The organism is Ruegeria sp. P10 (genome assembly GCF_056534925.1).
In genome coordinates this window covers 482953-509362 of the sequence record NZ_JBQERJ010000002.1, presented here as the reverse complement: position 1 = coordinate 509362, position 26410 = coordinate 482953, and the positions used below count along the sequence as shown (strand labels likewise).

At 57.1% G+C, this 26410-nt stretch carries 21 protein-coding genes; 8 read left to right on the top strand and 13 right to left on the bottom strand.

Features of this window, described 5'->3' with window-relative positions; genetic code table 11:
• Window positions 1-75 precede the first annotated feature (75 nt).
• Together ACR0FB_RS05525 and ACR0FB_RS05520 are read left to right on the top strand one after the other, a co-directional pair.
• On the top strand, window positions 76-1191 hold the full coding sequence (locus ACR0FB_RS05525; RefSeq protein WP_480620419.1) for a putative 2-aminoethylphosphonate ABC transporter ATP-binding protein: 1116 nt from the start codon (window positions 76-78) through the stop codon (window positions 1189-1191).
• Window positions 1188-3209: a putative 2-aminoethylphosphonate ABC transporter permease subunit gene (locus ACR0FB_RS05520; protein ID WP_480620417.1), complete on the top strand. Its 2022-nt coding sequence runs from the start codon at window positions 1188-1190 to the stop codon at window positions 3207-3209. Before ACR0FB_RS05525 ends, ACR0FB_RS05520 begins: the two co-directional genes overlap by 4 nt.
• 24 nt (window positions 3210-3233) lie before the next feature.
• On the opposite strand, the gene ACR0FB_RS05515 is transcribed toward ACR0FB_RS05520, so the two are convergent.
• Window positions 3234-4124 (bottom strand): LysR substrate-binding domain-containing protein, encoded by an 891-nt coding sequence (locus ACR0FB_RS05515; protein ID WP_171118368.1) that lies wholly within the window; start codon window positions 4122-4124, stop codon window positions 3234-3236.
• A gap of 120 nt (window positions 4125-4244) precedes the next feature.
• Here ACR0FB_RS05515 and ACR0FB_RS05510 point away from each other — a divergent pair, with 120 nt between their 5' ends.
• The 5 genes from ACR0FB_RS05510 (at window position 4245) to ACR0FB_RS05490 (ending at window position 11526) form a co-directional block, all read left to right on the top strand.
• On the top strand, window positions 4245-5432 hold the full coding sequence (locus ACR0FB_RS05510) for a 2-aminoethylphosphonate--pyruvate transaminase (protein WP_171637145.1): 1188 nt from the start codon (window positions 4245-4247) through the stop codon (window positions 5430-5432).
• Window positions 5433-5450: 18 nt separating this feature from the next.
• On the top strand, window positions 5451-6695 hold the full coding sequence (gene phnA, locus ACR0FB_RS05505) for a phosphonoacetate hydrolase (RefSeq protein ID WP_171637143.1): 1245 nt from the start codon (window positions 5451-5453) through the stop codon (window positions 6693-6695).
• A gap of 18 nt (window positions 6696-6713) precedes the next feature.
• Window positions 6714-8162, top strand: a complete 1449-nt coding sequence (gene phnY, locus ACR0FB_RS05500; RefSeq protein WP_171637141.1) for a phosphonoacetaldehyde dehydrogenase — start codon at window positions 6714-6716, stop codon at window positions 8160-8162.
• Window positions 8163-8268: 106 nt separating this feature from the next.
• Window positions 8269-9621 carry a (R)-1-hydroxy-2-aminoethylphosphonate ammonia-lyase gene (pbfA, locus tag ACR0FB_RS05495; protein ID WP_480620415.1) on the top strand — a complete coding sequence of 451 codons (1353 nt, stop codon included), beginning with the start codon at window positions 8269-8271 and terminating at the stop codon, window positions 9619-9621.
• Between the two features lie 240 nt (window positions 9622-9861).
• Complete coding sequence (locus ACR0FB_RS05490; RefSeq protein WP_480488494.1) at window positions 9862-11526, top strand: Na/Pi cotransporter family protein; 1665 nt, start codon at window positions 9862-9864, stop codon at window positions 11524-11526.
• 459 nt (window positions 11527-11985) lie between these two features.
• Here ACR0FB_RS05490 and ACR0FB_RS05485 read toward each other — a convergent pair whose 3' ends face one another.
• Window positions 11986-12453, bottom strand: a complete 468-nt coding sequence (locus ACR0FB_RS05485) for an Lrp/AsnC family transcriptional regulator (RefSeq protein WP_171637228.1) — start codon at window positions 12451-12453, stop codon at window positions 11986-11988.
• A 127-nt stretch (window positions 12454-12580) separates the two neighbouring features.
• Here ACR0FB_RS05485 and ACR0FB_RS05480 point away from each other — a divergent pair, with 127 nt between their 5' ends.
• On the top strand, window positions 12581-16042 hold the full coding sequence (locus ACR0FB_RS05480) for an indolepyruvate ferredoxin oxidoreductase family protein (RefSeq protein WP_480620413.1): 3462 nt from the start codon (window positions 12581-12583) through the stop codon (window positions 16040-16042).
• A gap of 280 nt (window positions 16043-16322) precedes the next feature.
• Here ACR0FB_RS05480 and ACR0FB_RS05475 read toward each other — a convergent pair whose 3' ends face one another.
• The 11 genes from ACR0FB_RS05475 to ACR0FB_RS05425 all read right to left on the bottom strand — a co-directional run bounded on the left by ACR0FB_RS05475 (window position 16323) and on the right by ACR0FB_RS05425 (window position 26313).
• Entirely contained in the window at window positions 16323-17018 is a 696-nt protein-coding gene (locus ACR0FB_RS05475) for an RraA family protein (RefSeq protein ID WP_480620411.1), read from the bottom strand.
• Window positions 17015-17710 carry an alpha/beta fold hydrolase gene (locus tag ACR0FB_RS05470; protein ID WP_171637129.1) on the bottom strand — a complete coding sequence of 232 codons (696 nt, stop codon included), beginning with the start codon at window positions 17708-17710 and terminating at the stop codon, window positions 17015-17017. Before ACR0FB_RS05470 ends, ACR0FB_RS05475 begins: the two co-directional genes overlap by 4 nt.
• Window positions 17707-18831, bottom strand: a complete 1125-nt coding sequence (locus ACR0FB_RS05465) for a cobalamin-independent methionine synthase II family protein (protein ID WP_171118384.1) — start codon at window positions 18829-18831, stop codon at window positions 17707-17709. Before ACR0FB_RS05465 ends, ACR0FB_RS05470 begins: the two co-directional genes overlap by 4 nt.
• 10 nt (window positions 18832-18841) lie before the next feature.
• Window positions 18842-19444 (bottom strand): class I SAM-dependent methyltransferase, encoded by a 603-nt coding sequence (locus tag ACR0FB_RS05460; protein WP_480488489.1) that lies wholly within the window; start codon window positions 19442-19444, stop codon window positions 18842-18844.
• Window positions 19441-20406, bottom strand: a complete 966-nt coding sequence (locus ACR0FB_RS05455) for a cupin domain-containing protein (RefSeq protein WP_480490841.1) — start codon at window positions 20404-20406, stop codon at window positions 19441-19443. The genes ACR0FB_RS05460 and ACR0FB_RS05455 overlap by 4 nt, the downstream gene beginning before the upstream one ends.
• Before the next feature lie 191 nt (window positions 20407-20597).
• A complete protein-coding gene (locus tag ACR0FB_RS05450; protein ID WP_480620409.1) occupies window positions 20598-21587 on the bottom strand; it encodes a nuclear transport factor 2 family protein in 990 nt (329 codons plus the stop codon).
• Window positions 21584-22627 carry a LacI family DNA-binding transcriptional regulator gene (locus tag ACR0FB_RS05445; RefSeq protein WP_480490837.1) on the bottom strand — a complete coding sequence of 348 codons (1044 nt, stop codon included), beginning with the start codon at window positions 22625-22627 and terminating at the stop codon, window positions 21584-21586. The genes ACR0FB_RS05450 and ACR0FB_RS05445 overlap by 4 nt, the downstream gene beginning before the upstream one ends.
• Complete coding sequence (locus ACR0FB_RS05440) at window positions 22627-23391, bottom strand: SDR family NAD(P)-dependent oxidoreductase (RefSeq protein WP_480620407.1); 765 nt, start codon at window positions 23389-23391, stop codon at window positions 22627-22629. The genes ACR0FB_RS05445 and ACR0FB_RS05440 overlap by 1 nt, the downstream gene beginning before the upstream one ends.
• Entirely contained in the window at window positions 23391-24443 is a 1053-nt protein-coding gene (locus ACR0FB_RS05435; protein ID WP_480620405.1) for an ester cyclase, read from the bottom strand. The genes ACR0FB_RS05440 and ACR0FB_RS05435 overlap by 1 nt, the downstream gene beginning before the upstream one ends.
• Window positions 24440-25771 carry a histidinol dehydrogenase gene (gene hisD / locus ACR0FB_RS05430; protein ID WP_171170235.1) on the bottom strand — a complete coding sequence of 444 codons (1332 nt, stop codon included), beginning with the start codon at window positions 25769-25771 and terminating at the stop codon, window positions 24440-24442. Before hisD ends, ACR0FB_RS05435 begins: the two co-directional genes overlap by 4 nt.
• Window positions 25772-25782: 11 nt before the next feature.
• Window positions 25783-26313 (bottom strand): ester cyclase, encoded by a 531-nt coding sequence (locus tag ACR0FB_RS05425; protein WP_171637117.1) that lies wholly within the window; start codon window positions 26311-26313, stop codon window positions 25783-25785.
• Window positions 26314-26410 lie beyond the last annotated feature (97 nt).

Here is a 26410-nt window from a genome sequence, read left to right as displayed (position 1 = left end):
AAAAACAACTTACTCACCCGGTTTCAACCGGCCAGGACCGGCCGCGCCCGAGGTGCAGATGTGAGGACTTCTCCCGTGCTTCAGAAAACACCACCCGGTGAACTGTATCTCAGCATCCAGAATTTGTGGAAAGCGTTCGGAAGCTTTCTGGCGCTCAAGGACATCTCTTTGGAAATCAACGAGGGCGAGTTTGTCTGTTTCCTCGGCCCGTCCGGGTGCGGCAAGACCACTCTTTTGCGGGCAATCGCCGGATTGGATTTGCAGACCAAGGGTACGGTCATGCAGGATGGCAAGGACGTGTCCAATCTGCCCCCGTCCGAGCGTGATTTCGGGATCGTGTTTCAGTCCTACGCGTTGTTCCCAAATCTGACGATTGAAAAGAACATCGCTTTTGGCCTTGAAAACACCGGCCGCAGCAAATCGGATATCGCTATTCGCGTAAACGAACTCTTGACCCTGGTTGGTCTGCCGGATCAGGGCAAGAAATATCCGGCGCAATTGTCAGGTGGTCAGCAGCAACGAATTGCGCTGGCGCGTGCCATTGCGACCAACCCCGGACTTTTGCTGCTGGACGAACCCCTGTCGGCGCTGGACGCCAAAGTGCGTGTTCATCTGCGGCACGAGATCAAGGAGTTGCAGCGCAAGCTGGGTGTGACCACCGTGATGGTGACTCACGATCAGGAAGAAGCGCTGGCGATGGCAGACCGCATCGTGGTCATGAATCATGGTGTGATCGAACAGGTGGGGCCCCCTACCGAAATCTACCGGAATCCGGCCAATCTGTTCGTTGCCGACTTTATCGGTGAAATGAACCAGATCCGGTCGCAGGTCACCAAAGGCGGACGTTTGAGCGTCGGTGAAAAGACCTTTGCCTGCCTCAGCCACAAGTTCAACGATGGAACTCCGATCATCGCGGCCATTCGACCCGAAGACATCATCCCTCATGAAGCTGGTTATCTCGACACGGGCGGCAATCGGAACTGCATAGAGGTGACGCTGGATGAGATGGAGTTCCTGGGTTCGTTCTGGCGCTGCCGCTTGAACAACGAGAAGTTCGGATCATCGGAACTGATCGCGGATTTCTCGATCAATGCCGTGCGTCGTCTGGAACTGGAAGAGGGGCGCAGCGTGGTGATTGAGCTTCCCGAGAACCGCCTTATGGCGTTTGAAGCGCCGGAGGCCAAGGCATGAGCTCGGTTTCTACCAATCAGGACAGCCTGCCTGTCGGGCCGGACATCAAGCCCAAGCTCAGCCGTGATGATATCCTGATGCGCGGCAGTATGATGGTGATCGCGCTGTATCTGGTCGTGACATTGGCGTTGCCGCTTTACACGATGCTGTCCAAGTCGTTTTCGACCTATCGGGTCGAGCTGTCCCAGTACGAGTTTCAGGTAAGTGACGACGCAGGCGTCTTCGACGGAACGATCCTGTCGGCAGACGAGTTGAACAGGCAATTGGGGGTCTATTCCGACTCTGACCTGGTGACGGGTTCGGACGGGCGCTTGCCGGTAACCGGATTTTTTCCTGATTTTAGCTTTCGCAGCCCGGTGATGTACAAGATCCGCAACACGACGGATACCGGGCGCTTTCTGGTCGGATCGACATTGAATGAAGGCGCCGATTGGGTCGAGCTTGATTCCAACACGTTCCGCCGGGTGCAAATGCGGCCGGTCCAGTCGCGAGGGTTGGACAATTTCATCAACTACTTCTCGACACCGGCACTGTTCAATTCGATCAAGAACTCGCTTTGGATCTCGGTCGTCAGCACCATTGTGACGGTGACACTGGCGTTTTGGTTCGCCTATGCGCTGAACCGAAGCTGCATGCGGTTCAAGGGTGTTTTTCGCCTTATCGCGATGGCACCGATCCTGGTTCCGTCGCTCTTGCCGGGCATCGCGTTGGTCTATCTGTTCGGCAATCAGGGCATGATCAAGGAGTTGCTGTTCGGTGCCAGCATTTACGGCCCCATAGGCATCGTGATCGGATCGGTTTTCTTTACCTTTCCGCACGCGTTTCTGATCATATCGACCGCGCTCGCGATATCTGACGCGCGCCTGTATGAAGCTGCGGCCAGCTTGCGGTCGACGCCATGGCGGACCTTCTGGACCGTAACCATCCCCGGGGCCCGCTATGGCCTGATCTCGGCGGCCTTTGTCGTGTTCAACCTGGTGATCACTGATTTCGGATTGCCAAAGGTCATCGGTGGTCAATTCAACGTGCTTGCTGTGGATATCTACAAACAGGTGATCGGCCAGCAGAACTTTGAAATGGGCGCCGTGGTCTCTGTGGTTCTGGTCATTCCGGCCATTCTGGCTTTTGCCATTGACCGGATGGTTCAGTCCAAGCAGGTTGCGCTGCTTTCGGCGCGTTCCGTGCCATATCAGGCGACGCCAAACCCGCAAGCTGACCGCATATTCCTGATCTATTGCAGCCTGATCGGCCTGTTCATCGTTGGTCTTCTGGCTGTGTGTCAGTTTGCGGCGCTGATCAAGTTCTGGCCCTACGACCTGAGTCTGAGCTTCAAGAACTATCAGTTCAACAGAATGGACGGCGGCGGCTGGGGGTCGTATTTCAACTCGATCAAACTGGCGTTGCTGACGGCAGTCATCGGCACGACGGTTGTGTTCTTCGGGGCCTATCTGGTTGAAAAATCAAACGGGTTCAGAACCGGCCGGTCGATTTTCCAGATGTTCGCGATGCTACCCATGGCGATCCCGGGAATGGTATTGGGGCTGTCCTACATCTTCTTCTTCAACAACCCGTCCAATCCGCTGAACGGGATTTACGGCACGATGGCGATTTTGGTGATTTGCACTGTGACGCATTTCTACACCGTATCGCACCTGACGGCCGTCACCGCGCTCAAGCAAATGGACAGAGAATTTGAGTCAGTGTCTGCCTCGCTCAAACAGCCGACAATGAAGCTGTTTGCACGGGTAACGGTTCCGGTTTGTCTGCCAGCGGTGTTGGACATCTCAATCTATCTGTTCGTCAATGCGATGACGACCGTGTCGGCAGTGGTATTCCTCTATTCTCCCAAAACGACGCTTGCGTCCATCGCGGTGCTGAACATGGATGATGCCGGGGATATCGCGCCTGCGGCGGCGATGGGCATGATGATCTTTTACACCAACGCCGCTGCCCGGATCATTCACCTGATTGCTTCAAAAGGCATCCTGAAGCGCACTCAGGCTTGGCGAAGCCGGTAGCCAAAGGAACCGTGCCCCCGCCGGTCAGGTATCGGCGGGGGGGCTTTTTTCTTCCAGCGCGCGCTGGGCAAAGTCCATGAAGGCCCGGATGATCTTTACGTTGCGCCGTTGCGACAGCGAAATCATGCTTTCACCCATTTGCAACTTCACGTCCTTGAGCTTGATTTGTCGCAACCGATCATCATGCCCATACTCTGCCTGAGAGACAAACCCGATGCCTGCCCCCGAGGCCACAAGCTCGCGCACGGCCTCGCGTCCTTCCGCAACGATTGCAGGATTCAACGTGATACCGCGCCTTTCGGCTTCTTCTTCCAATTTCTGACGTGTTTTTGACCCGTGCTCTCTGAAAACCAGCGGCAGATCGGCCAGTTCTTCCAAAGAAAGCGAAGGTTTGGATGCCAAAAGAACGCCTTGGGCGGCAAAGGCCACGATTTCAGTGGACCCAAGGTTCAACACATCCATGTCCTTGCCGGGGGACAGGCTGCCGACAACACCAATCTCGGCATTGTACGACCGAAGTTCTTCCAAAATTTCTTCGGTGTTTCCGGACCGCACGGTGATGGTGATTTTGGGGTACTTCTTTTGAAACGACCCCAGGAAAGACGTCATGTGATGCGCTGAATCGGCGATGATCCGCAATTCCCCGTCGATTGCGGCCTTGGTTTCCGAAAGGTAGTCCTCGATCTGATCTTCGATCTCAAAATACTGCTTTGTGAACCGGTAAAGCTGTTCGCCTTCGGGGGTGAGGTTCACGCGTTTTCGTTCGCGCTGAAACAACAACAGATCGTGATCCTGTTCCAGCTTTCGAACCTGTTCGGAAATTGCCGGCTGCGTCAGAAAAAGCGCCTCGGCCGCGCGGGAAAACCCGCCATGTTTGGCCACGTAATGAAAGGCTTTGAGCTGGCTGTGCCGCATCACCGGTCCCCAATGATTTGTGCATAGGCTGCACTTATAATTAGATTGATATTTGCAATTTCACATATAGCAACCGTTGCTGCAATGGTGTTTGTGAAAACGCTGTTCTGGAGCCCGGTAATGACGCCATCCCATCCAAAAATCGAGCAACCGCGCCTCGGCGAACCATACCTTTTGACACCCGGTCCTTTGACAACGTCCTATGCTGTAAAAGAGGCCATGCTGAAGGACTGGGGCAGCTGGGACGACGACTTTCGCGCCATGACAAAAGAGCTGCGGTCAAGCCTGCTGGACCTGCTTGGTGAAGGTGCCGACGCCTTCGATTGTGTGCCAATGCAAGGCAGCGGCTCCTTCTCGGTCGAAGCAATGCTGGCGTCTTTTATTCCGCCGGAAGGAAAGGCGCTGGTACTGGCCAATGGCGCCTATGGGCAACGTTCTGCGCAGACGCTACAGTATCTGGGCCGGGACCATATCGTGCTGGACAAGGGCGATTACCTGCCGCCACGGGGCGACGAGGTTGCGCGCATTCTCGCGGATGACCCGGCCATCACGCATGTTGTTGCCATTCACTGCGAAACCAGTTCGGGTATCTTGAACCCCGTCGAGGAAATATCCGAGGCCACATATGCAGCCGGTCGCAAGCTGTTGATCGACTCGATGTCTGCCTTTGGCGCGATCGAGCTCAGGCCCTCGGATATTCGATATGAAGCCATGGTGTCTTCGGCCAACAAGTGCATCGAGGGCGTTCCTGGCTTTGGCTTCATTGTGGCGCGCAAGAACGAGCTGAAAGCCGCAAAGGGTAACAGTCATTCCCTGTCTCTGGATGTGCACGCCCAATGGGCGCACATGAACAAGACCGGTCAGTGGCGCTTTACCCCGCCGACGCACGTGGTCGCCGCCTTCATCGAAGCGCTTCGGGCGCATGCAGCTGAAGGCGGTGTTGCCGGCCGCGGCGCACGTTACACCCGCAACCGGGACGTCATGGTTGCGGGCATGCGTGAACTGGGTTTCGAAACGCTGCTGGACAATCGTTGGCTCAGCCCGATCATCGTCACGTTCTTCTGCCCCGCCGATGAGAAATTCGTATTCGATCAGTTCTACAACCTGATGAAGGACAAAGGGTTCATTATCTACCCGGGCAAGCTGACCGTCGTCGACAGTTTCCGCGTCGGATGCATCGGTCAGATGGACGAAGACGTCATGCGCAATGTCGTGCGCGCAGCAAAGGAATCCCTGGAAGAAATGGGCGTGACAAACGCCGCTCCTCCTCTTCGGGCACTGGAAGAACGCGCCAAGCTGGCCGCTTAAACATCAAGGAAAATACAGATGACCATTCAAACCCCTGTCGAAGCAAATGAGCGCGTCTATCCGACGCCGAAGGTGCCTGCCATTGCCATCTGCCTTGATGGATGCGAGCCCGAATATCTTGATGTCGCGATTGCGAAAGGGCTGATGCCCAATCTCAAGCGGATACGCGAAGAGGGCACGGACCGACTGGCCCATTCCGTTATCCCGTCCTTCACCAACCCCAACAATCTTTCGATTGCCACCGGGCGCCCTCCGATCGTGCATGGCATCTGCGGCAACTACCTCATCGACCCCGACAGCGGTGAGGAAGTGATGATGAATGATGTCCGCTTCCTGCGTGCGCCGACCATTTTTTCCCAATTCTACGACGCAGGTTTCCGCGTGGCGATGGTAACCGCCAAGGACAAGCTGCGCGCGCTGTTGGGGGCCGGGCTGAAATTTGACGAGGGCAGGGCGGTTGCGTTTTCTTCCGAACGGTCGGGTGAAACGACGCTGGCGGAACATGGCATCGACAACGCCAGCGAATGGCTGGGCATGGACGTCCCCGAGGTCTACTCGGCAGAGCTTTCCGAATTTGTCTTTGCCGCTGGCGTCAAGCTGCTGAAAGAGTTCAAGCCCGACGTGATGTATTTGTCGACGACCGACTATATCCAGCACAAGTTTGCACCCGATCAAAAAGGCGCACTCGATTTCTATGCCATGTTCGACCGGTATCTTGGCGAACTGGATGAATTGGGTGCGGCCATCGTGGTGACCGCGGATCACGGCATGAAGCCAAAGCATTTGGCGGATGGATCCCCCTCGGTGGTGTACGTGCAAGACCTGATGGACGAATGGCTGGGCAAGGATGCGGCGCGGGTCATTCTTCCGATTACCGATCCATACGTCGTGCATCATGGCGCGTTGGGATCTTTTGCAACCGCTTATTTGCCTGACGGAGCAGACCAGGACGACATCATCAGCAAGCTCAAGGCGACCAGCGGCATCACTCATGTGCTGACCAAGGCCGAGGCGATCGAGCAATTCGAATTGCCGGGCGACCGCATTGGCGACATCGTGATGGTTTCCGGTGAAAACATCTGCATCGGCACGTCCGAGCATCGCCACGATCTGGCAGCACTCAAAGAACCGTTGCGCAGCCATGGTGGTTTGACCGAGCAGGAAGTTCCCTTCATCGTGAACCGTGTCATCGACCTGCCAAACCAACCCGTGCTGCGCAATTTCGATGCCTTCTTCTACGCAACAACAGCGGCGGCACAGTAAGCTATGAAAGATCAGACCATGTCGAAAATCGAAGTACGCAACGAGGGAATGCGGATCGGCGGCGAAATAGTCTTTACCGATGACACCGTTCCCGTTCTCTACCCGTACACAAACGAGGTTGTGGGTCACGTACCAGCCGGTACAGCCGAACATGCGCGCCGGGCGTTTGAGATCGCGGCGAATTACAAACCCAAGCTGACCCGATACGAGCGCAGCCAGATCCTGCAACGGGCAGGCGAGCTGATCGGCGAAAAGCGCGACTATCTTGCGAAATGGCTGACGCTGGAGTTGGGGATCTGTCACCAGCATGCGATCTACGAAACCAAGCGCGCGCAGGACGTGTATCAATTCGCGGCGGCCGAGGCACTGAAGGATGATGGTGAGATCTTCTCCTGCGACCTGACCCACAATGGCAAGGCCCGCAAGATTTTCACCACCCGAGAACCGGTGAAAGCAATAAGCGCGATCACGCCGTTCAACCACCCGCTGAACATGGTCAGCCACAAGATCGCGCCGTCGATTGCCACCAACAATTGCATGGTTTGCAAACCGACCGAGCTGACGCCGCTGACCGCATTGACACTGGCGGACATTCTCTACGAGGCCGGCTTGCCGCCCGAGATGTTCCAGGTCGTGACAGGTTGGCCCGCCGACATTGGCGACGAAATGATCACCAATGAGCACATCGATATCATCACCTTCACCGGCGGTGTGCCCGTCGGCAAGATGATCGCCGAAAAGGGCGTCTACAAGCGTCAGGCGCTGGAACTTGGCGGCAACGACCCTCTGATCGTTCTGAATGACCTGAGTGAGGCCGATCTGGACAAGGCGGCAGCCATTGCGGTGGCGGGGGCTACCGGAAATTCCGGCCAGCGTTGCACGGCGGTCAAGCGCATTCTCGTGCAGGAAAGTGTGGCCGATACATTCGTGCCGCTGGTTCTTGAAAAGGCCAAGAAGATCAAATTCGGTGATCCGCAAGACCCGGAAACCGAACTGGGATGCGTGATCCATGACAAGGCCGCCGAGATTTTTGAAAACCGCGTTTTTCAGGCGGAAAAAGAGGGTGCTGAAATTCTGTACCACCCCGGTCGTCAGGGGGCGCTGCTGCCGCCAATCGTCGTCGACAAGGTTCCCCATGACAGCGAGCTGGTGATGGAGGAAACATTTGGTCCCATCGTGCCGATCGTTCGTGTGCCGGACAACGACGAAGAGGTGATGGCAATTTCAAACGGAACCGAGTTCGGCCTGTCTTCGGGTGTCTGCACCAATGATCTGAACCGGGCGATTGCCTTCATCAACGGGTTGAACGTCGGCACCTGCAACATCTGGGAACAGCCGGGTTACCGCATTGAAATGTCGCCCTTTGGCGGCATCAAGGACAGTGGAAACGGGGTGAAGGAAGGCGTCATCGAAGCGATGAAGTTTTTCACCAACGTCAAAACCTATTCGCTGCCGTGGCCTAACTGAGTCTGTTGCCCTTACTCCTTTTGCGGAAAGGGCAACACAGTTCCTCCCTGGTACTGGCGGGCCTTGCGGGGTCCGCATCTTTTGATGACGGCAAAGAGGAGCGGCGATGCCACAAATTGTCCACACTGAAGGGGAATCAAACACGTCCGAGGCGCGCAAGGCGTGGCTGCAAAAATCGACGGGGCCGAAATCATCGCCATTGCTCAAACGCGATGCGAACGTTTTCCTGCATCAATCTCTGTCCTCACCCTGCGTCAGCACCATTGCAAAGGCCGAAGGGCTCTGGATCGAAGATATCGAGGGCCGCCGGTACATGGATTTCCACGGCAACTCGGTACACCACATCGGGTATGGCCATCCCCGCTTGGTAGCCGCCATAAAGGCACAGCTTGACGATCTGCCCTTTGCGCCCCGCCGCTTTACCAATGATCCGGCGGTGGAGCTGGCTGAAAAACTGGCAGAGATCGTGCCTGGTGATCTGGGCAAAATGCTCTTTACCACTGGCGGATCCGACGCCAACGAGGTTGCCCTCAGGATCGCGCGTGCCGCCACCGGTCGTTTCAAAACAATCAGCTTCTGGGATGCCTTCCATGGCGCGGGTTTCGGCGCCGCAAGTGTCGGCGGAGAGGCGACCTTTCGCAGTCACATTGCGGGGCCCCTTTTGTCCGGTACCGAACATGTCGCCCCCTTTGCCTGCTATCGATGCCCGTACAATCATGCGGGCCCCGAAACCTGCGGGCTGGCTTGTGCGAAAATGGTGGAATATGTCCTCGAGCGCGAAGGAGATGTGGCGGCGGTCATTGCGGAACCGATGCGCGCCGTGCCCTATGTCCCGCCGCCGGGGTTCTGGAAGACGGTGCGCGAGGCATGCAACCGTCACGGGGCGCTGTTGATCATGGATGAAATCCCGACGGGTCTTGGCAAGACGGGCAGGATGTTCGCCTTTGAACATGACGAGATCATCCCGGACATCGTGACACTTGGGAAGGCGCTTGGCGGCGGCATCCTGCCTATTGCCGCCTGTGTCGCCCGTAAGCAACTAGATGTCTGCGGAGATTTTGCCATCGGGCATTACACGCACGAAAAAAACCCGGTCACCGCCCGTACCGCTTTGACGACAATTCAGATCATCGAAGACGAAGGCCTGGTTCGCCGGTCAGCCGAACTGGGTGAACATGCCATTGGTCGCTTGATGGATGAACTTCAGAACGTTCCGATTGTCGGAGACATCCGGGGAAGGGGCCTGATGTTCGGGATCGAAATCGTCGATGATCGCGCCGACAAAACACCGGGGAACGCGTGCGCCGAACGGATCTATTATGCCTGTCTCGAGGCCGGTCTGAGCTATAAGATCAGCCAGGGGTGCGTTCTGACACTGTCACCGCCGCTGACGATCTCGCGTTTGGAACTGGACCGCGCAATCGATATCGTAATTGCTGCAATCAAGGCCGAGAGTTGACGCCCCTTACCGATCTCGTGTCACAATAGGATCAGGGGCCGCGCCCTTCCGGGGGCCCTTGGCCAAGTTCATAAGTGACGGATGTTCCGTCAAAGCGCGGTCAAGTGCTTGCGGTGAAGCTCACAGGAGTTTACGCCTTGTAGGCCAAAATGGGATGTATCCCTTCCCGATCGCGGTCGGTAACATGAATAATTCAATGCGCCGCGACAAGCTGGGCCAAAAAGAATAACGGGGTAGAGTATGGCAATTGTCAGCTTCCTTATCAGTCTTGCCGGGGCGACGATGCTGCTGCTTTACGCGGTTCGTATGGTGCGAACCGGGATCGAGCGCAGCTATGGGGCGTCTTTCCAGCGGGTAATGACCCAACAACGCAGCTACCTTCAGGCCTCGGTGGTTGGGTTGACGATGGCGGTCGTGTTGCAAAGCTCGGCGGCTGTTGCTCTGTTGACCTCGGGGTTTGCGGCCAGTGGAATGCTCAGTTTTCCTGCCGGCCTTGCGATTGTGCTTGGCGGCGATCTGGGGTCGGCGCTGATCATCCAGATTCTTTCGTTCCGGCTGGACTGGCTTGTTCCGATGCTGTTGGCGGTTGGGGGGTATCTGTTCGTAAAGACCGACGCAAAAAAAACCCGGCAAATGGGGCGCATCCTGATGGGCGTGGCCTTTATCCTGATCTCGCTTCGGTTCCTTCGCGAGGCAATGGATCCCATTCGGGACAGCGCGTTTCTGCCCGCGGTGGCGGATTATCTGGCGCGCGACTATATCACCGCGTTTCTGGTCGGGGGCGCCTTGGCTTTCGTCATGCATTCCTCGGTGGCGGCCATCCTCATGTGTGTCACCCTTGTGCAGATCGGAGCGATCCCGTTCGCCGCCGGGATGTCTTTGGTGTTTGGCGCGAATTTCGGCTCTGCCTTCATTCCGGTCTGGCTCACCCGCGCCATGCCAGTCCAGGCCCGGCGCATTCCATATGCCAACCTGGCATTGCGTGGCAGTTGGGCTTTGGTGAGTTTGTTTGCCGCCAACATGGCTTTGCGGACCGGGTTGTTAGGAGACCCGCAAGGCGGGCAGATGCTGGTCAATGTGCATGTTTTGTTCAACCTGTCACTGCTGCTTCTGGCCTTGCCATTTTGCGGGAAATTGAAGGATCTGTTCGAAAGGTTTTTGCCGGATCAGAAGAAGGAACTGGTTCCACAACCGGCACGACCGGCCAGCGCATTGGACATTGGCAATGTGGCAAATCCCAGCCAGGCCCTGCCAAGCCTCAAACGTGAGCTGCTGCGGATGAGCGACCTAGTCGAAACCATGTTCCGGCCTTGCCTGGAATTGTATCGCAGTGGCGACAAACAACAGATTCGAGCGGTACAGGCCATCGACGAGGACGTGAACAATTGCCTGTCCGGGATCAGGGCATTCGTTTCGGCGATTCCACCGGATGTATATGAAAAAAAAGATGAAAAATCCGCGCGCGACCTGATGGAATTCGCTATCCGGCTGGAGACGGCCGGTGATGTCGTGGCCAAGCGTTTGACCGTGTTGGCGGGTGAAATGCGGGCCAAAGGCTCGAGTTTCTCGCAGGAAGGCTGGTCGGAACTCGTTCAGATGCACGAGGGCATTCTGGCCAACATGAAGCTGGCATCAAACGTGCTTATTTCAGACGATCTGGAAAGCGCGCGCCTGCTGAGCCTTGAGAAGACCGAAATCAAGCGGGTGGAACGTGAAAGCCGAAAACGACATCTGCGCCGATTGCAGCACGGGTCACGGGAAAGCTTCGAAACCAGTGATATTCATCTTGAGACGTTGCGGGCGTTCCGGGAGTTCAACAGCCATATCGCATCTATTGCTTACCCGGTGCTGTACCAGAATGGCCAGCTCCTCGAGACGCGGCTGATCGACGAAATTGCGAAATAGTCGTAAGGTTCTCTGATAAAAATCTGAAAAAGCAAAGGAACGATGCTACACTCGGGATGACGGCAGCGAACAGGAGCCGGACTCGATGCAAGCACAGGAAAAGAAAACAGGAAAATCGAAACGCGAAGCAAAAAAATGGCTTCAGTTTCGAAATTCGGTTTTGCGGCTGTTCGGCGTCGATGGAAGCTTCCGCCCAGAGGGCGGCGCAGAAGGCGGAATCCAAAAGGTTGCGGTCGAAAAGGCAACCACGTTTTACCTGCCTTGAAGCTGAATTGCGCGACGGTTTTTGGGGGCGCTCCCAGACCTGATGCGTGAAAAATTCTATGAACATCAATTCCGTGGAGTTTGGCGGGCCAAATCGTAGCTTGGGAACGGGTTCGAGTGGATCTTTAGCTTGGTGCGTTCAAAGCTTTGCAACAAAGCCGATACCAGCCGGAAAACCCCACCCGGGAACCGATCTCAACAGGAAGGAATGGGCAGGGCGTTGCTGCGTTTGATTTCGCGCAGAACGACATTTGTTTGCGCGCTTTCCACCGCCGGCAGGCGAAACAGGAATTCTTCAAGAAAAACGTTGTAAGCCCCGATATCCTTGCAGATCACCCGCATGTGGTAATCTGCCTGCCCGGTCGTTGCGTAGCATTCCATGACTTCCGGGCGCTTCTCGATCGCTGCAATGAACCGTTCAAGATGTTCCGGATTGTGCCGGGTCAGATGAACATGCACCAGGGCCTGAAACGAAAGCCCGGCATGTTCAGGCGACAATTCGGCACGGTACTGCGAAATCAGGCCGGCCTCTTCAAACACACGGACACGACGCCAGCAAGCAGAGGATGACATGCCCACCCGTTGTGCAAGGTCAGCATTTGAGATGCGACAGTCCTTTTGAAGCAGCGCGAGAAGTTGGCAGTCACGTGAGTCGAGAAGCATCCAAGAAAAATACCCCAAATCGCGACAAAAGAAGAGATGATTTTTCAAGAATGCTAGGAAACGTCGGGAAGACAGAACAGATTCTTCAAAAATTTCCGGTAAAATATCCAAAAAAGGCGAGGTGTTCATGACTGACCAGTCCCTGAAATTCGATACTTACGCCCTGTCGGACCGATACAAAGCCTCAAAGGGTCGTGTTTTCCTGACGGGAACGCAAGCTCTGGTGCGCATCATGTTAGACCAGGCCCGCAGGGACGCAGCAGCAGGAAACAACACGGCCGGGTTCATTTCCGGATATCGGGGGTCTCCTCTTGGTGGGTTGGATCTGGAGCTGTGGCGAGCGAAAGAGGAAACCGAGGCGGCCAGGATCACATTCATGCCGGCCGTAAACGAAGACCTCGGCGCAACAGCGGTTCTTGGTGCCCAGCAGGCCTCGCTTGATCCCGATTGTGAGGTCGAGGGCGTGTTTTCGATGTGGTACGGGAAGGGCCCCGGAGTTGACCGTTCAGGGGACGCGTTGCGCCATGGCAATGCCTATGGCTCGTCGCCGAAGGGCGGGGTACTGGTTGTCGCGGGTGACGATCATGGCTGCGTGTCTTCTTCAATGCCGCATCAGTCCGACGTCGCCTTCATGACCTGGTTCATGCCAACGCTGAATCCGGCCAACGTGGCTGAATACCTGGAATTCGGTGAATACGGGATCGCGCTGAGCCGGTATTCAGGCACCTGGGTCGGGTTCAAGGCGATTTCGGAAACCGTGGAAAGCGGGCAATCCGTGCAGTTGAGACCGGACCGTGCATTTACCATGCCGGAAATAGATCTGCCGTCGGGCGGCTTGCACGTGCGCAGCGCCGATTTGCCAAGCCCGGCCATCGAGACGCGGATCGAACACAAGTTGCGGGCGGTCGAGGCTTTTGTCGAAGCCAACCCGATCGACCGGCGCATCTATGATATCAAGGATGCCCCATTCGGGATTGTCACAACGGGCAAAAGCCATCTGGACCTGATGGAAGCGCTGCGCCTTCTGGGGCTGGACGAAAGCGGATGCCGCCGTTTGGGCATCGACATCTACAAGGTCGGGATGGTTTGGCCTTTGGCGCGGCGCGATGCGCTGTCTTTCGTCCGTGGTAAAAAAGAGGTGCTGGTCGTCGAGGAAAAACGCGGGATCATCGAAAGCCAGTTCAAGGAATATTTCTATGACTGGCCGGGGGACAAACCCGAAAAGATGGTCGGAAAACACCGCGCAGCGGGCGATCCGTTGATTCCCTGGACCGGAGAGTTGAGCCCGTTGAACCTGATCCCAGTCGTTGCAGAGCGACTCGATCGTTTTTTCCCGGAAGAGGGTTTCCTTGAAAAGGCGAAGACGCTGACGGACGAACCGCCATCCGTTCTGAATGTTCCGGGTGCGGTCAGGGCTCCGTATTTTTGCTCGGGTTGTCCCCACAACACATCCACCAAAGTCCCCGATGGAAGCATGGCTGCGTCAGGCATCGGCTGTCACGTGATGGCAAGTTGGATGAACCGCAACACGGTCGGTTATGCGCAGATGGGTGGCGAAGGTGTGCCGCATGTTGTTGCCTCGAAATTCAATGGCAACAAACATATCTTTCAAAACCTTGGCGAGGGCACTTGGTATCATTCCGGGTCGCTTGCCATTCGCCAGGCCGTGGCGGCGGGTACGAACATCACCTACAAGATCCTTTACAATGACGCAGTGGCAATGACGGGGGGGCAGCCTGTTGATGGCCCTATCAGCGTTTCCGGGATCGCCCAGACCTGTCGCGCAGAAGGTGTGGACCGGATCGCGTTGGTTTCAGACGATATTACGAAATTCGATTCCAGCGATTTTCCGGCACGAACGAGCTTTCACCCCCGGGAAGAGATGGATGCCGTGCAGCGTGAGTTGCGTGACATCCAAGGTGTGACGGTTTTAATCTACGAGCAGACCTGCGCCACCGAGAAACGTCGTCGCCGCAAGCGTGGCAAAACAGAAGACCCCAAGCGGTTTGCTTTCATCAACCCCGCGGTGTGCGAAGGCTGCGGCGATTGCTCGGTCGAAAGCAACTGTCTGAGTATCGAACCCCTGGAAACCCCATTGGGCCGCAAGCGAAAGGTCAACCTGAACTCGTGCAACAAGGACTTTTCCTGCCTGAACGGGTTTTGCCCCAGTTTCATTACCGTGGAAGGGGCAATGCGGCGAAAGGAACCCAAGCAGAAACTGGATATCCCGTCGCTTCTTGCCAAGGTTCCCGACCCGCAGCTTCCTGACCTGCACGCGCCGTACGATCTTTTGGTCGGTGGGGTCGGCGGCACCGGTGTCGTAACGGTGGGCGCCGTTCTAACGATGGCGGCGCATTTGGAAGGCAAAGGCGCCAGCGTGCTGGATTTCACCGGGTTCGCCCAGAAATTCGGCACGGTTGTCGGCTATGTTCGCATTGCCCGCACGCCCGAAGAAATCAATCAGGTCCGAATTGAGGCCAATAGCGCCGACGCCGTCATCGGGTGTGACGTGGTCGTGTCTTCGGCGCCCAAAGCCTCGGTTCACTATCGCAAGGGCACAAAGGTCGTACTGAACCGTGCGGAAATGCCAACAGGCGACCTTGTTTTGCACCGCGATGCCCAGCTCAAGGTCGACGAAAGAGAAGCATTGATACGCCGGACCGTCGGCGCAGAAAATGTCTTCGCGTTGGATGCAAACCAGTTGGCTGTGGATTTGCTGGGGGATTCGGTCTTTGCCAATACCTTGCTGTTTGGTGTCGCGTGGCAGCTGGGGAACATTCCAATCAGTGAGGTTGCAATCAAACAGGCGATCAAGCTCAATGGAACCGCGATCGAGGCCAACATAATGGCCTTTGATCTGGGGCGGGTGATCGCTGCAAACCCGCAGATGCTGAATGCGAGGGAAAAGAGCTTTTCGCAAGAAACATCGCAGCAGATAATCGATTACCGGTCCGATGAATTGGCGACCTATCACGATGACGGTTATGCGCAAAAGTACCGGGATCGCCTGGCCCGTCTGTCCGCAGCACTGCCTGACCAGATACGCGAGGAAGCGCTTTCGCTTGCGGCAAAATCCCTGTTTCGCCTCATGGCAATCAAGGACGAATACGAGGTTGCTCGGTTGCTGACATCGCAACAATTCGAGAAACAACTGCGGTCCGAGTTCGAAGGGGATTTTCGGATCAAATACCACCTCGCGCCACCGGTTCTGAGCGGTCGCAAGGATGAACGCGGGCGACCGCGCAAGCGAAGCTTTGGTGGTTGGATGACCCCCGTTCTGAGGCTCCTTTCGCGTGCACGCAGGCTTCGCGGCGGCTGGCTTGATCCATTCCGGTTTTCAAGGGACCGCAAGCTTGAAAACGAAACCCTGGCCTGGTTTCTGGCTGTCTTGGATCGCATTGAAAAAGTCAGCCCTGAGCTGGAGGCGGAAACCTGCCTGAAAATCCTGTCAGCCCCGCTGGATATCCGCGGTTTTGGCCCGGTGCGCGAAGCGGCAACACAAACCGTACGTGCAGATGTAGATGCCATGCTGAACGTGATCGGAGAACAGCGAAGGGATGCGCAGGGCGCCGCTTTTCACAAGGTTTGATTGTTCTTTCCGGAACCTGTCTGGAAACGCGGATTGTACACGGGGCTGAACGGATCTGAACCCCCTTACACTCCGGTGTAATGGACTTCTATCTGAAACGGTCCGGTTTGCGTTCGGGCGTCACCAGCAGCGGCGCGACGCGGCCACCGGACAGACGGATGTGGGTAACCCTTCGTCACGGGCATTGCGTTGGCAGAGGCCGTCTTGCTCTGGGTTGACGAGCAAGGGACTTGTAAGTGCTTATTGCCCGGCCGGCTTTCATTGTTTCCGACCCCTGCGATCAGACCCTTGCTTTTTCAAAGGCGGCCCAGGCGGTTTCGAATGCTTCGAAATCAAACGCGGGCTCGCGAGCTGCGTCCAGAACAATACGTTCTGTCGCTAAAAGTTTTTGGATGGCACCTTCCAATTGATCAACGACATCATTCGGTATGACCAATGCACCATGACGATCGGCGTGAACCAGATCACCGGGGTCAACTGTCAGACCAAAAATCGAAACCTGAGTGTCAATCTCGCGGACGTAGACGAAACCATGGCTCGGGCCGATGGAACCAGCGACAACCGGGAACCCTGAAGGCAAATCCCCGAGATCCCGCATGACACCGTTGGTCAGAGCGCCAGACATTCCGAAACCCTTGTGAACCGTCGTATTGATCTCACCCCAATATGCGCCGATGCAATCGGGATAATCCAGATCCTCGATCACGGCGATTGAAGGGCCGGGTGCCTCGGCCATGTACCTGTAATAGGCCATACGTCGGGCTTTGATGACTTCGGGCGGCTCGGTCGGGGGATTGACCGCAGCGATTTTGGCGGTGCGCGCATAGCCGACGATGGCAGGCCCTTCGGGGGCCGAGCTTAGCATGGTGCCACGTGTGAACCTGTCGAACCCGCGCCTGCCCTGTGCCACCTCGATGGCATTGCAGACAGTTGGCGTATCGACTTTGCGAAGCAAAGACAAAAGGGACGGTGTCATGTGTCCTCCAGCCAGCGGGACAGCGCCGCTGTTGTTTTTTCAGGTTGTTCCAATGTCGGGAGATGGCCCGCGTCGCCGATGATCTCAAGCGCGCTTCGTGGCAACAGGTCATGCATAAGACGGTGGCGTTCAACTGGGCAAAGCCGGTCTTCATGCCCGCACAAAACCAGAGCCCGTCCGGCATAGGCCGTCAGTGTCTCGCTTTGGTCCGGTCGGTTCATAAGTGCCTTGGACTGACGTATGAAAACGTCTGGGCCCAGGTCGGTGGCCATTGCCATGCACAGATCCAGGATCGCCCCCCGGTTCGGTCCGTCAGCCAGATACCCGGGCTTCATCTCGTCACGCATCACGGTCCTCAGCTGACCCTTGCGAACGGCGGACATCTGCGGCGTACGACGCGCTTTTACCTCTGGCTTTTCCGCCAGTGGATTGGTGTCAAGCAAGGCCAGACGCGAAACACGTTCGGGGGCTTGGCGCGTGACCTCCATCGCCACGATACCCCCCATGGACAGCCCGGCCAGCGCGAAAACCGGCGGCGCATTTCCAAGGATATCCTGGGCCATGGCCTCTATGCTGTCGTGATGAGACAACGGAAAGGTCATCACGGGCATTCTGCCCGACAGAGCATTGATCTGGGGGCCAAAAAGCCGGGCATCACACATCATGCCCGGCAACAAAATCAGAGGTTTCATGCCGAAGCCAGCTTTGCCCCTTCGGACAACGCCGCCAGCTTGGCATAGGCGATCTGGGGATCGACGGCGCCGAAACCCGCAAAAGTGCCAAAGCCGCAATCGCTGCCCGCGATCACCCGGTCCGGTCCCACGATTTCCGTGAACCGGTCAATCCGTTGGGCCACAAGTTCGGGATGTTCGACGAAATTGGTCGTGGTATCGACCACGCCGGGCACCAGAACCTTGTCATCGGGAATCTCGGCCTTGCGGTCCCGGAAGACAGTCCATTCATGGGCATGCCGCGGATTGGACGTTTCGAACAGGACATAGCGCGACTTGGTTGCCATCAGGGTGCTGAAGACCTTGTCCATGGCGATGTCGCAGCAATGAGGGCCTTCGTAGTTGCCCCAGCAAATATGTACCCGTACCCGATCCTGCGGGACGTTCTGAAGCGCGTGGTTCAGGGCCTCGACATGCATGTCGGCAATCTTGATGAACGCCTCATCCGACAGGTCGGTGAACAGCATGTGGCGTGACAGGGCAAGATCGGGGCAATCCAGTTGCAGGTCCAACCCGGCGGCGACGATGGTTTCGTATTCGTCCTTCATCGCGTCGGCCAACGCTGCCAGATAAGCCTCACGCGTAGGGTAGAAATCATTCTGCAAAAACAACGAGATCACTCCGGGAGACGCGGCATTCATGAAGCCGCGCTCGGCCCCGTGTCGAGCCATGGCCGCCTTGAGATTGGCGATGTCCTTTTGCAACTCGCCTTGCCCTTTTGATCGCACCTCACCCGTGCACATCGGCCTTGCGTATTGTGGCGTACCGCCGTCATCGGCCAGTCTTTGCAGAAAGCCGGGGAACATCTTCAAGTCTGCCGGCGCGTTACGAGGGCTGTCGCCCGAAAACCCGGTGTAGCGATCTTTGACATAGGTCGCATAGGAGATTTTCGAAGTTTCGCCGTCGCTGACGATATCAACACCGGCTTCGACCTGTTTGCGCACCGTTTCGGCCACGGCGTTGGCCATGCAGGTATCAAAGGCGCCTGTGTCATAAGGTTCGCCGTTTTCGCGGGCAAAAATAAAATCCACGACGTCCTGCGTTCGGGGCAGAGAGCCAACATGTGTTGTTTTTACGGTCATGGGGACCTCCTTAAATTTTTCGTGCCATCAGGATCGTGTGGCTTTGGGCTTCTGGGTCTTCGGCCAGGTATCCGGTCATTTGCAGCCCGTTTTTCTCAAGACACCCGGCGTAACCGGCCGGGGACAGCGACGCGTGGTAGACAAGCTCTGATCCCACTGTGCCGCTGACCTCTCCGGCACGAGGTCCGACGGTCAGCATGAGCATTCCGTTGGGTCGCAAATGGCGCGCCATCCGGGCGATACAGTCTTTCTGCTCGTCCGCCGTAAGGTGGAAAAAGCTGTTCCAGGCAATGATGCCGTCGAACTGCTGATCCAGTTCAAAATTCCGCATATCCGCGTTGCGCCAGTCGCCATCGGGCCAACGGTCGCGGGCTATGGCAAGCATGGCGTCGGAAAAATCGATACCCGTGACGTCAAACCCTTCGGCCATGAACCAACGGGCAATCGGGTCGCCCGAGCCACAGCCCAGGTCCAATACGCGGTCACCCGGCTTCAGGCTGGCCGTGAAGCGCGCCAACCAGCGCGCTTCGAACAGGGCCTTGGAACGGCGCCTGTCATACTCGGTCGCCTGCCGTTCATAAACGGCGTGGGTGTCATTCGGGTCCGCGTTCATCCTGTCCAGGTCGCTCCTGCCGGGTCATCGGTTGCGGTGATCCGGTACAGGCCCGCCTGTCCGGTCATCGAAGGCTGAACACCATAGGTTTCGCCAGGAAGAACCAAGGCCGTGTCGCCTACCGAGATCGTGGTCTCGTACCCGTCGATCGAAACACGCCAGTGACCGCTGGCCGGCATCAGAACCACTGGTTTCTCGGCAGCGATCGGTTGGGTCACTGCGGATCCGCGCCCCAGAAAATCGACCTCGAATCCGGGTTTGTCCTTGATCAACGCGTTTTCGCCAATCACCTTTGCGGGCTTATTGGCCGACAACGCCATCAGATCCCAATACCGCGCAACGTATCTGCCCACCACATCCTCGATTGGAACTTCGGGATAGCTTTTCAGCTGTTCTTCGGTCAGCACAGGCATCGGGCGGACATTGTGGGGCAGTTCCTGGCCCAGTTTGGAGTCGTACAGAACGCCATTGTCGCCCAGCATCAGACCGTGTGCCTGCGCATCTTCGATCACTTGAGGCGCCCAGGTGACGCCGCCACCCGCATCGTCTCCGCCCAGGATCGACATGATCATTCCGTAATCCTGGCCGACATTCTCAAAGCCCCGGAAAATACCCGTTGGAATGTTGAAGATGTCTCCTTCCTCGGCGATGAATTCCCCGGCCGTACCATAGCGGCCCCAGAAAAACCGCCAACGACCCTTGGCAACGAAAAAGACCTCGGCGGTGGTGTGGCTGTGCAGTGAGTTGCGGCATTTCGGCGGCTGCCCTGCCGCTCCGATGTTGAAGCCGATCTTGTCCGTGATGTGGACATGCTGGTCCGGGGATTCCGAGACGCCGCCGCCGATTATCGTGAAGTTCTCTTTCTGATCGCTGCCGGGAGTATGGGCATCGATAAAAGCGGTTTTACAGGGTTGAAGCTCGCCATAGCGGACGATGCGGGAAGGGATGGATGATTTTGTCATGACGTACGATCCGATTCAGCGTTTTTGGAAAGAAAGCTCGTGTGCCCAAGTAGGACAGGCCCTTACTTTCCGGGCGGGCGCAGGTTCAGTCGCCGCGCCCTCAGGCTTTGACGGTACATATGGAAAAGCCGAACGGTCCGGGGCTCGGACAGACCGCCCGACAGGATGCGATATGAGACCGGGCGGCCCACTCAGACCTCGCCGTTCTGCAACAGGATCTGCTTCCAGACCGAGGTTTCATCGAACAGGGTGTATTCACGGCGCAACTGCGGCTGCCCCGAAACAAGTGCGCCGAATTCAGCGTGGCTGATCCCGAGGACATAAACCTGCGCACCAGTCGGCGCGCCAAACACGCCCCAGCCGTCATGCTTGCCCCAAAGGCTCCAGCGAATTGCCGCACGCGGAGGCATATCAGGGTCATCTCGCCCGATCTGATGCTCGATCTTGAATTCCGCATTTGGAAAACTCGCCCGCAGTCCCATCCAGAAGCGGTCGATGGCCTGCCAGCCATGCCCGGTTACACCACCCACATATTCTGACTGAACAGCGCGGTCATATTCTGAACCGATCACGCCCATATCTGCGTTCATGATCCGCGTCAGAATGTCGGCGTAGCGCTGCCCCCATTCATTGTCATTCCCATGGCCTTTGTATGGTCCAGGCTGATCAATTTCGGGTGTCAGAGGTTTGACGCAGTTCTCTTTGCCGCCTTCCCGGGCAATCAGATCAGCGGCGTATTCCTTAGGGTCCCAGCCCATCTGGCGCACAATCGCGCCCTGATCGCGGATCAGCCATTCATCGTTGATCTGATTGTCGATGGCGTGACAATCCGCAAGAATCCGGTAACGCAGCTTGGTGCCGGTGGGCTTGCCATAGACACCCTCGGCCAAATGCGTGGCCGTTGAAATGATCCGATGAGAGCTCAACATGCCCTCTTCCGGTGTGCCGGACCAGATCACGTCTTCGCCTAGCAGCTGCCGGTCCGGAAACTCGGCCAGCGTTGCCATGGTAGCGCCGATCACATTCTGATTGCCCAACACCACCGAACCGGGTGAGCGTACCACAATGTCTTCGCTGTAATACTCATGCAGCGTGGCGATACCCCGATCTTCCCAGATCTCTTTGGTGATACCGATGATATAGTCGGGGAAATCCCGGAACTTGGGATCGAAACCTTTCATGAATTCATCCTTTGAGGTGTCCAGCCTTTGGGCAGACGTGCCGATGTGCGCACGACCAGCGGCCCATCAATGGCGACTTTGCGTGCCGAAGCAGCTGTCGGGTTTTCGATATGATCCAGCAGGGCATCAACGGTCTCAGCAACCATCAAATTTGCCCGCTGGCGAATGGTCGTAAGGTTGTAGGCAAGCCATCCGGCCTGAGGGACGTCATCGTAACCAACGACAGACACGTCTTCGGGCACGCGCAATCCCAACTCGAACCGAATGACGTCCATGACCGCAAGCGCCATGTGATCATTGGCGACAAACACGGCGTCAGGTCGTTTCTGCGGTTCGACATCAAACATCCGGCGGGCAGCTAAACGCGCTTTCTCGGTGTGAAAATCTCCGATGTCGTGCGCATACAATTCCTGGCCCGCATCGTTGAGCGCGGCGCGGAATCCGGCCTCGCGGTCCCGCTGGGTTGAGGCACCCGGCCAACCGGCAATGTAGGCGATACGACTGTGCCCGGCGGTGATCAGAAATTCCGCAACTTTGCGACCACCGGCATAGTTGTCAGAAGTAACAGATGTGATCCCGTCGAGGTCCTGGCTGCGGTTGAACAAAACCACCGGCACACCCGCCTGCTGGCACCGGGTGGCAATGTCTGAAGACATCGCAACGGATGCCAGAACGACGCCATCGACTTGATAATCAAGGATTTCCTCCATCACGTCGTCTATGTTTCCAGCGGTTCTGGAGGCCATGAAAATCAGAACGTGATAGCCCTGTTCCTGCAAGGCATTGGACAGTTTCTCGAGCGCCTCGGGGTAGAAGTAATTGTCCAGATAGGCGACCACCAAACCGATGATCCTGCTTTTGCCGGACACCATCGCGCGTGCCAGCACGTTGGGGCGATAACCGAGTTCAGACGCAGCCTTGCGCACTTTTTCTTCGGTCTTTTTGCTGACCGAGGCACCGGGCGTGAAGACGCGGCTAACGGCAGACTGGCTAACGCCGGCCAATTGGGCAACCTGGAGGGATGTTACTTTCTCAGCCATCAGTCTGCCGTCCAACCTCCGTCAATCAACATTGAGGTGCCGGTAACCAGTGCCGAGGCGTCCGAGGCGATGTAGCGTACCGCGCCCATGATGTCTTCGACTTCGCCCACGCGATCCAGTTTGATCTTCTCCATGATCCACGCGGCACGTTCAGGATTGTCGAATGTGGACTGGGTCAACGGCGTTCGGATGAAAGTCGGACAGACCGTATTGATCCGAATGCCCTGTTTGCCCCATTCGATGGCCATGGATTTGACCATGCCTTCCAACCCATGCTTGGTCGCGCAATAAAGCGCCCGATCAACCCCGCCAACATGCCCCATCTGGCTGGATATATGGATGATCGAACCCGGCTTTCCTGCCTTGATCAAAGCGCGGGCGGCGTAGGCCGACAAGAAGTAGGCCGAACGCAAATTGACGTTGGTGACAACATCAAAGTCATCGGGTGTTGTCTCGATAGCCGGGCTGTGGCGCGCCACGCCCGCCGAATTCACCACGATATCGAAGGCGCAGTGATCGAAAAGCTGTTTCAGGGCGTCCAAATCACCCTGATCCATCACAAGCGCTTCGGCTGACCATCCCTTCTCTTTCAGAGCGGAAACTGTCTCATTCAACCGATCCGCTCCTCTGGCCGCGCAAACTACATGTGCACCCGCCTCGGCCAGCGCTACCGCGCATCCTTGCCCGATACCAGAGGAGGCTCCGGTCACAAGGGCGGTTTTTCCACTCAGAGAAAATGAAGGGGTGCGCGGCAGTTTAGTCATCAGCTCATTCCATCCGGTATTTCAATACGACCCATATTTCGGGCTTTATTGAATTCACGCAGACGGGCAAAGACGTCAACGTCAAGCTGACGGTACGCATCCAGCAAATCAACGAGCACCCAGTTTTCCCGGATCCTGCCGTTTTCCAAACGCCAGAAATCGAGGCTGCGCATGGTGATCTTCTTGCCTGACGGAGCGATGCCCATCCAACCATCGTCTGTGACGGTCTGGATCATGTTGGGCCAGCCCGTCACAGCTGCATATTCCCCGTCACCGAAGAAGTGATAGGTGATGTCGTCCACGAACTGCCCGCGATCCGGCATACCGTTCAGGAACGGGATCTGATGCCAGTTGCGGAACCCCGCAAACCCGCGCCCGGTGCCGATGCCCGAAGGACCGTACCAGTTCATGCGCGGGTGCCAGAACCGTTCCATCTCCATCACTTCGGGGCCGCCTTGAGACGGGTGTTTCTTGAGATGATCAAGCATGTCGATGATATGCTGGCAGGTCTGTTTTCCCTTGGTTTCATCATAAGGGCCGGGGACAAACCCGTCCTGGGTGGCGGGGCCTGGGACGTGCCATTCACGGCCCAGACTTGGCGCCATCGGCCAGGCATTCGCCTGCATCATGACTTCGGGGATGTCCCACAGGGCCTGCATCTCGACGATCTTGCCGTTTTCGATGCGGAAGAATTCATGAAACCGCATCGTGACTTGATGACCCGTCGGCGGGATGTCCAGCCAGGGGCTGGTGAAAACACCGGTGTAATAGCCGCCACACCCGACCCAATCTGCGCCAAACTCGTCCGGGCCGGCCATGACGATATAGTCCCGCCGTTCAAGATCGGGCCAGGCCGCCAGCAAGTCTTTGTAGCCAGTGTCATAGAAATCATCACTGCCGACGCTGTCCCCAAAGGGATGACACAGACGGAACACGGCATCCGGTGACGTGACCTCCGCCAAAGCCCGGCGTACGCCGGCCTCATCGAAATCGTACATCGCAGCCCTGAGCGGTTCGATCAGGGCCTTGTGATGTGTGTGTTTGTCACTCATTCAGCAGCGTCCCGGTAAGGGGCGGGCGCACCGTAGGGCACATTGATTCCGCCATATCGGCGCACGCGAACGTTGCACTGTTCCGCGTGGCCAACGAACCCTTCGAGCATGCACAGGCGCGAGCCATACTCGCCGATCAGCGTCGCGGCCTCATCCGTCAGAACTTTTTGATAGCTGTGCGTCTTCAGGTATTTACCAACCCAAAGACCACCCGTGTAACGCCCGGCCTTCTTGGTGGGCAGCGTGTGGTTTGTGCCAATCACCTTGTCCCCGTTCGAAACATTGGTGCGCGGCCCAAGGAACAACGCCCCATAGCAGGTCATGTTCTCAAGGAACCAGTCGTCGCGGTCAGTCATCACCTGAACATGTTCCGAGGCAATGTCATCGGCAACCTGCAACATCTCGTCATAGGTGTCGCAAACGATCACCTCACCATATTCGTCCCACGACACCTTCGCGGTATCCGCGGTTGGAAGGATGCCCAGCAGCCGGTCGACCTCGGCCAAGGTGTCATTGGCCAGATTGCGTGAGTTGGTCAGCAGAACGCAGGGGCTGTTGTATCCATGCTCGGCCTGCCCCAGCAGATCGGTTGCGCACAGCTCCGCATCTGCGGCGGTCTCGTCGGCAATGACCATCGTTTCGGTCGGCCCTGCAAAAAGATCGATCCCGACACGACCGAACAACTGACGTTTGGCTTCCGCGACAAAGGCGTTTCCGGGGCCAACAAGCATGTGAACCGGATCGATTGTTTCGGTGCCCAATGCCATGGCCCCGATGGCCTGAATGCCGCCCATGACATATATCTCATGCGCGCCACCCAAGTGCATGGCGGCAATTACCGCTGCATTGGGTTTGCCCTGAAACGGGGGCGTGCAGGCGATGATGCGCGGAACACCGGCGACCGAAGCGGTCGCCACCGACATATGCGCCGAGGCGACCATCGGGAATTTGCCGCCCGGAACATAGCAACCCACGGATTGCACCGGGATGTTCTTATGCCCCAGGATGACACCGGGCAGGGTTTCGACCTCGATGTCCAGCATTGAATCCCGCTGCGCCTGCGCAAAGTTGCGCACCTGTTCCTGCGCGAATTTGATATCGGCCAGCTCACGATCGGACAATTGCCCGATCAGGTCATCAATTTCCTGCTGGCTCAGGCGGAACGAGGCAGGTGAGTAGTTGTCGAACTTCTCACTCAACTCTCGCACCGCGGCATCCCCACGGGTTTCGATGTCTTTCAGCGTCGCTTCAACCACGGCGCGGGTCTTGGCATCATCTTCCGCCCGATCCGCATCGGATTTGCCGCGTTTAAGATACTCGATTGCCATCTTTCCAATCCTCAGTTTTCCGGCCGTGGCGGAGTCTTCTCGCCGCGGTCAAATGCTTCCCAGCCTTCGCCGTTGAACAGGTCCACGCCCAGCTGAGCCGCAACGTGGGCAAAGTCGACATTCACCCAGTTGTCGACAATTTTGCCGTCGACCACTTTCCAGAAGTCCATGTACCTGATTTCGACACGCTTGCCTGTGGGGGCAATGCCCAGAAATTCGCCGGAATGCGTGGCTTCCTGGCGGCCGAAGGCGGCGGCCCATTCACCCATGTAAAGGCGCGCTTCGTCAACGCAGACCTTATCCGAAAACGCGGCTTGAAACGGGCGCTGCCAGTTATCCTGAAATTCCTGCAGGCCGGTCTTGGTGCCGCAGCCCTGATTGCCCATCCAGCGAAAACCTTCGGCGAAGAATTCACCGATGTCATCAATGCGGTGATCATTCAGACCATCAACCATCGTTTCGATCACGCGGCGCGTGTCTTCCGTCTTGCTCATGTCCGTTTCGCGGGTCAGAACCGCTTGTTCGGGACGGGAACCTTTCATTTTTCTATCCTTTGAGGTTGCCGAAGGGAGGGATTGGGACGTGCGGCCCCAATGCTCAGAAAGTCCCTCGGCATCCTGTTCAGCGCCGGGTGGCGCG

Coding starts and splice junctions, on each gene's coding strand:
- ACR0FB_RS05520 (WP_480620417.1), top strand. CDS start 1,188: ATGAGCTCGGTTTCTACCAATCAGGACAGCCTGCCTGTCGGGCCGGAC.
- ACR0FB_RS05515 (WP_171118368.1), bottom strand. CDS start 4,124: ATGCGGCACAGCCAGCTCAAAGCCTTTCATTACGTGGCCAAACATGGC.
- ACR0FB_RS05510 (WP_171637145.1), top strand. CDS start 4,245: ATGACGCCATCCCATCCAAAAATCGAGCAACCGCGCCTCGGCGAACCA.
- phnA (WP_171637143.1), top strand. CDS start 5,451: ATGACCATTCAAACCCCTGTCGAAGCAAATGAGCGCGTCTATCCGACG.
- phnY (WP_171637141.1), top strand. CDS start 6,714: ATGTCGAAAATCGAAGTACGCAACGAGGGAATGCGGATCGGCGGCGAA.
- pbfA (WP_480620415.1), top strand. CDS start 8,269: ATGCCACAAATTGTCCACACTGAAGGGGAATCAAACACGTCCGAGGCG.
- ACR0FB_RS05490 (WP_480488494.1), top strand. CDS start 9,862: ATGGCAATTGTCAGCTTCCTTATCAGTCTTGCCGGGGCGACGATGCTG.
- ACR0FB_RS05485 (WP_171637228.1), bottom strand. CDS start 12,453: ATGCTTCTCGACTCACGTGACTGCCAACTTCTCGCGCTGCTTCAAAAG.
- ACR0FB_RS05480 (WP_480620413.1), top strand. CDS start 12,581: ATGACTGACCAGTCCCTGAAATTCGATACTTACGCCCTGTCGGACCGA.
- ACR0FB_RS05475 (WP_480620411.1), bottom strand. CDS start 17,018: ATGACACCGTCCCTTTTGTCTTTGCTTCGCAAAGTCGATACGCCAACT.
- ACR0FB_RS05470 (WP_171637129.1), bottom strand. CDS start 17,710: ATGAAACCTCTGATTTTGTTGCCGGGCATGATGTGTGATGCCCGGCTT.
- ACR0FB_RS05465 (WP_171118384.1), bottom strand. CDS start 18,831: ATGACCGTAAAAACAACACATGTTGGCTCTCTGCCCCGAACGCAGGAC.
- ACR0FB_RS05460 (WP_480488489.1), bottom strand. CDS start 19,444: ATGAACGCGGACCCGAATGACACCCACGCCGTTTATGAACGGCAGGCG.
- ACR0FB_RS05455 (WP_480490841.1), bottom strand. CDS start 20,406: ATGACAAAATCATCCATCCCTTCCCGCATCGTCCGCTATGGCGAGCTT.
- ACR0FB_RS05450 (WP_480620409.1), bottom strand. CDS start 21,587: ATGAAAGGTTTCGATCCCAAGTTCCGGGATTTCCCCGACTATATCATC.
- ACR0FB_RS05445 (WP_480490837.1), bottom strand. CDS start 22,627: ATGGCTGAGAAAGTAACATCCCTCCAGGTTGCCCAATTGGCCGGCGTT.
- ACR0FB_RS05440 (WP_480620407.1), bottom strand. CDS start 23,391: ATGACTAAACTGCCGCGCACCCCTTCATTTTCTCTGAGTGGAAAAACC.
- ACR0FB_RS05435 (WP_480620405.1), bottom strand. CDS start 24,443: ATGAGTGACAAACACACACATCACAAGGCCCTGATCGAACCGCTCAGG.
- hisD (WP_171170235.1), bottom strand. CDS start 25,771: ATGGCAATCGAGTATCTTAAACGCGGCAAATCCGATGCGGATCGGGCG.
- ACR0FB_RS05425 (WP_171637117.1), bottom strand. CDS start 26,313: ATGAAAGGTTCCCGTCCCGAACAAGCGGTTCTGACCCGCGAAACGGAC.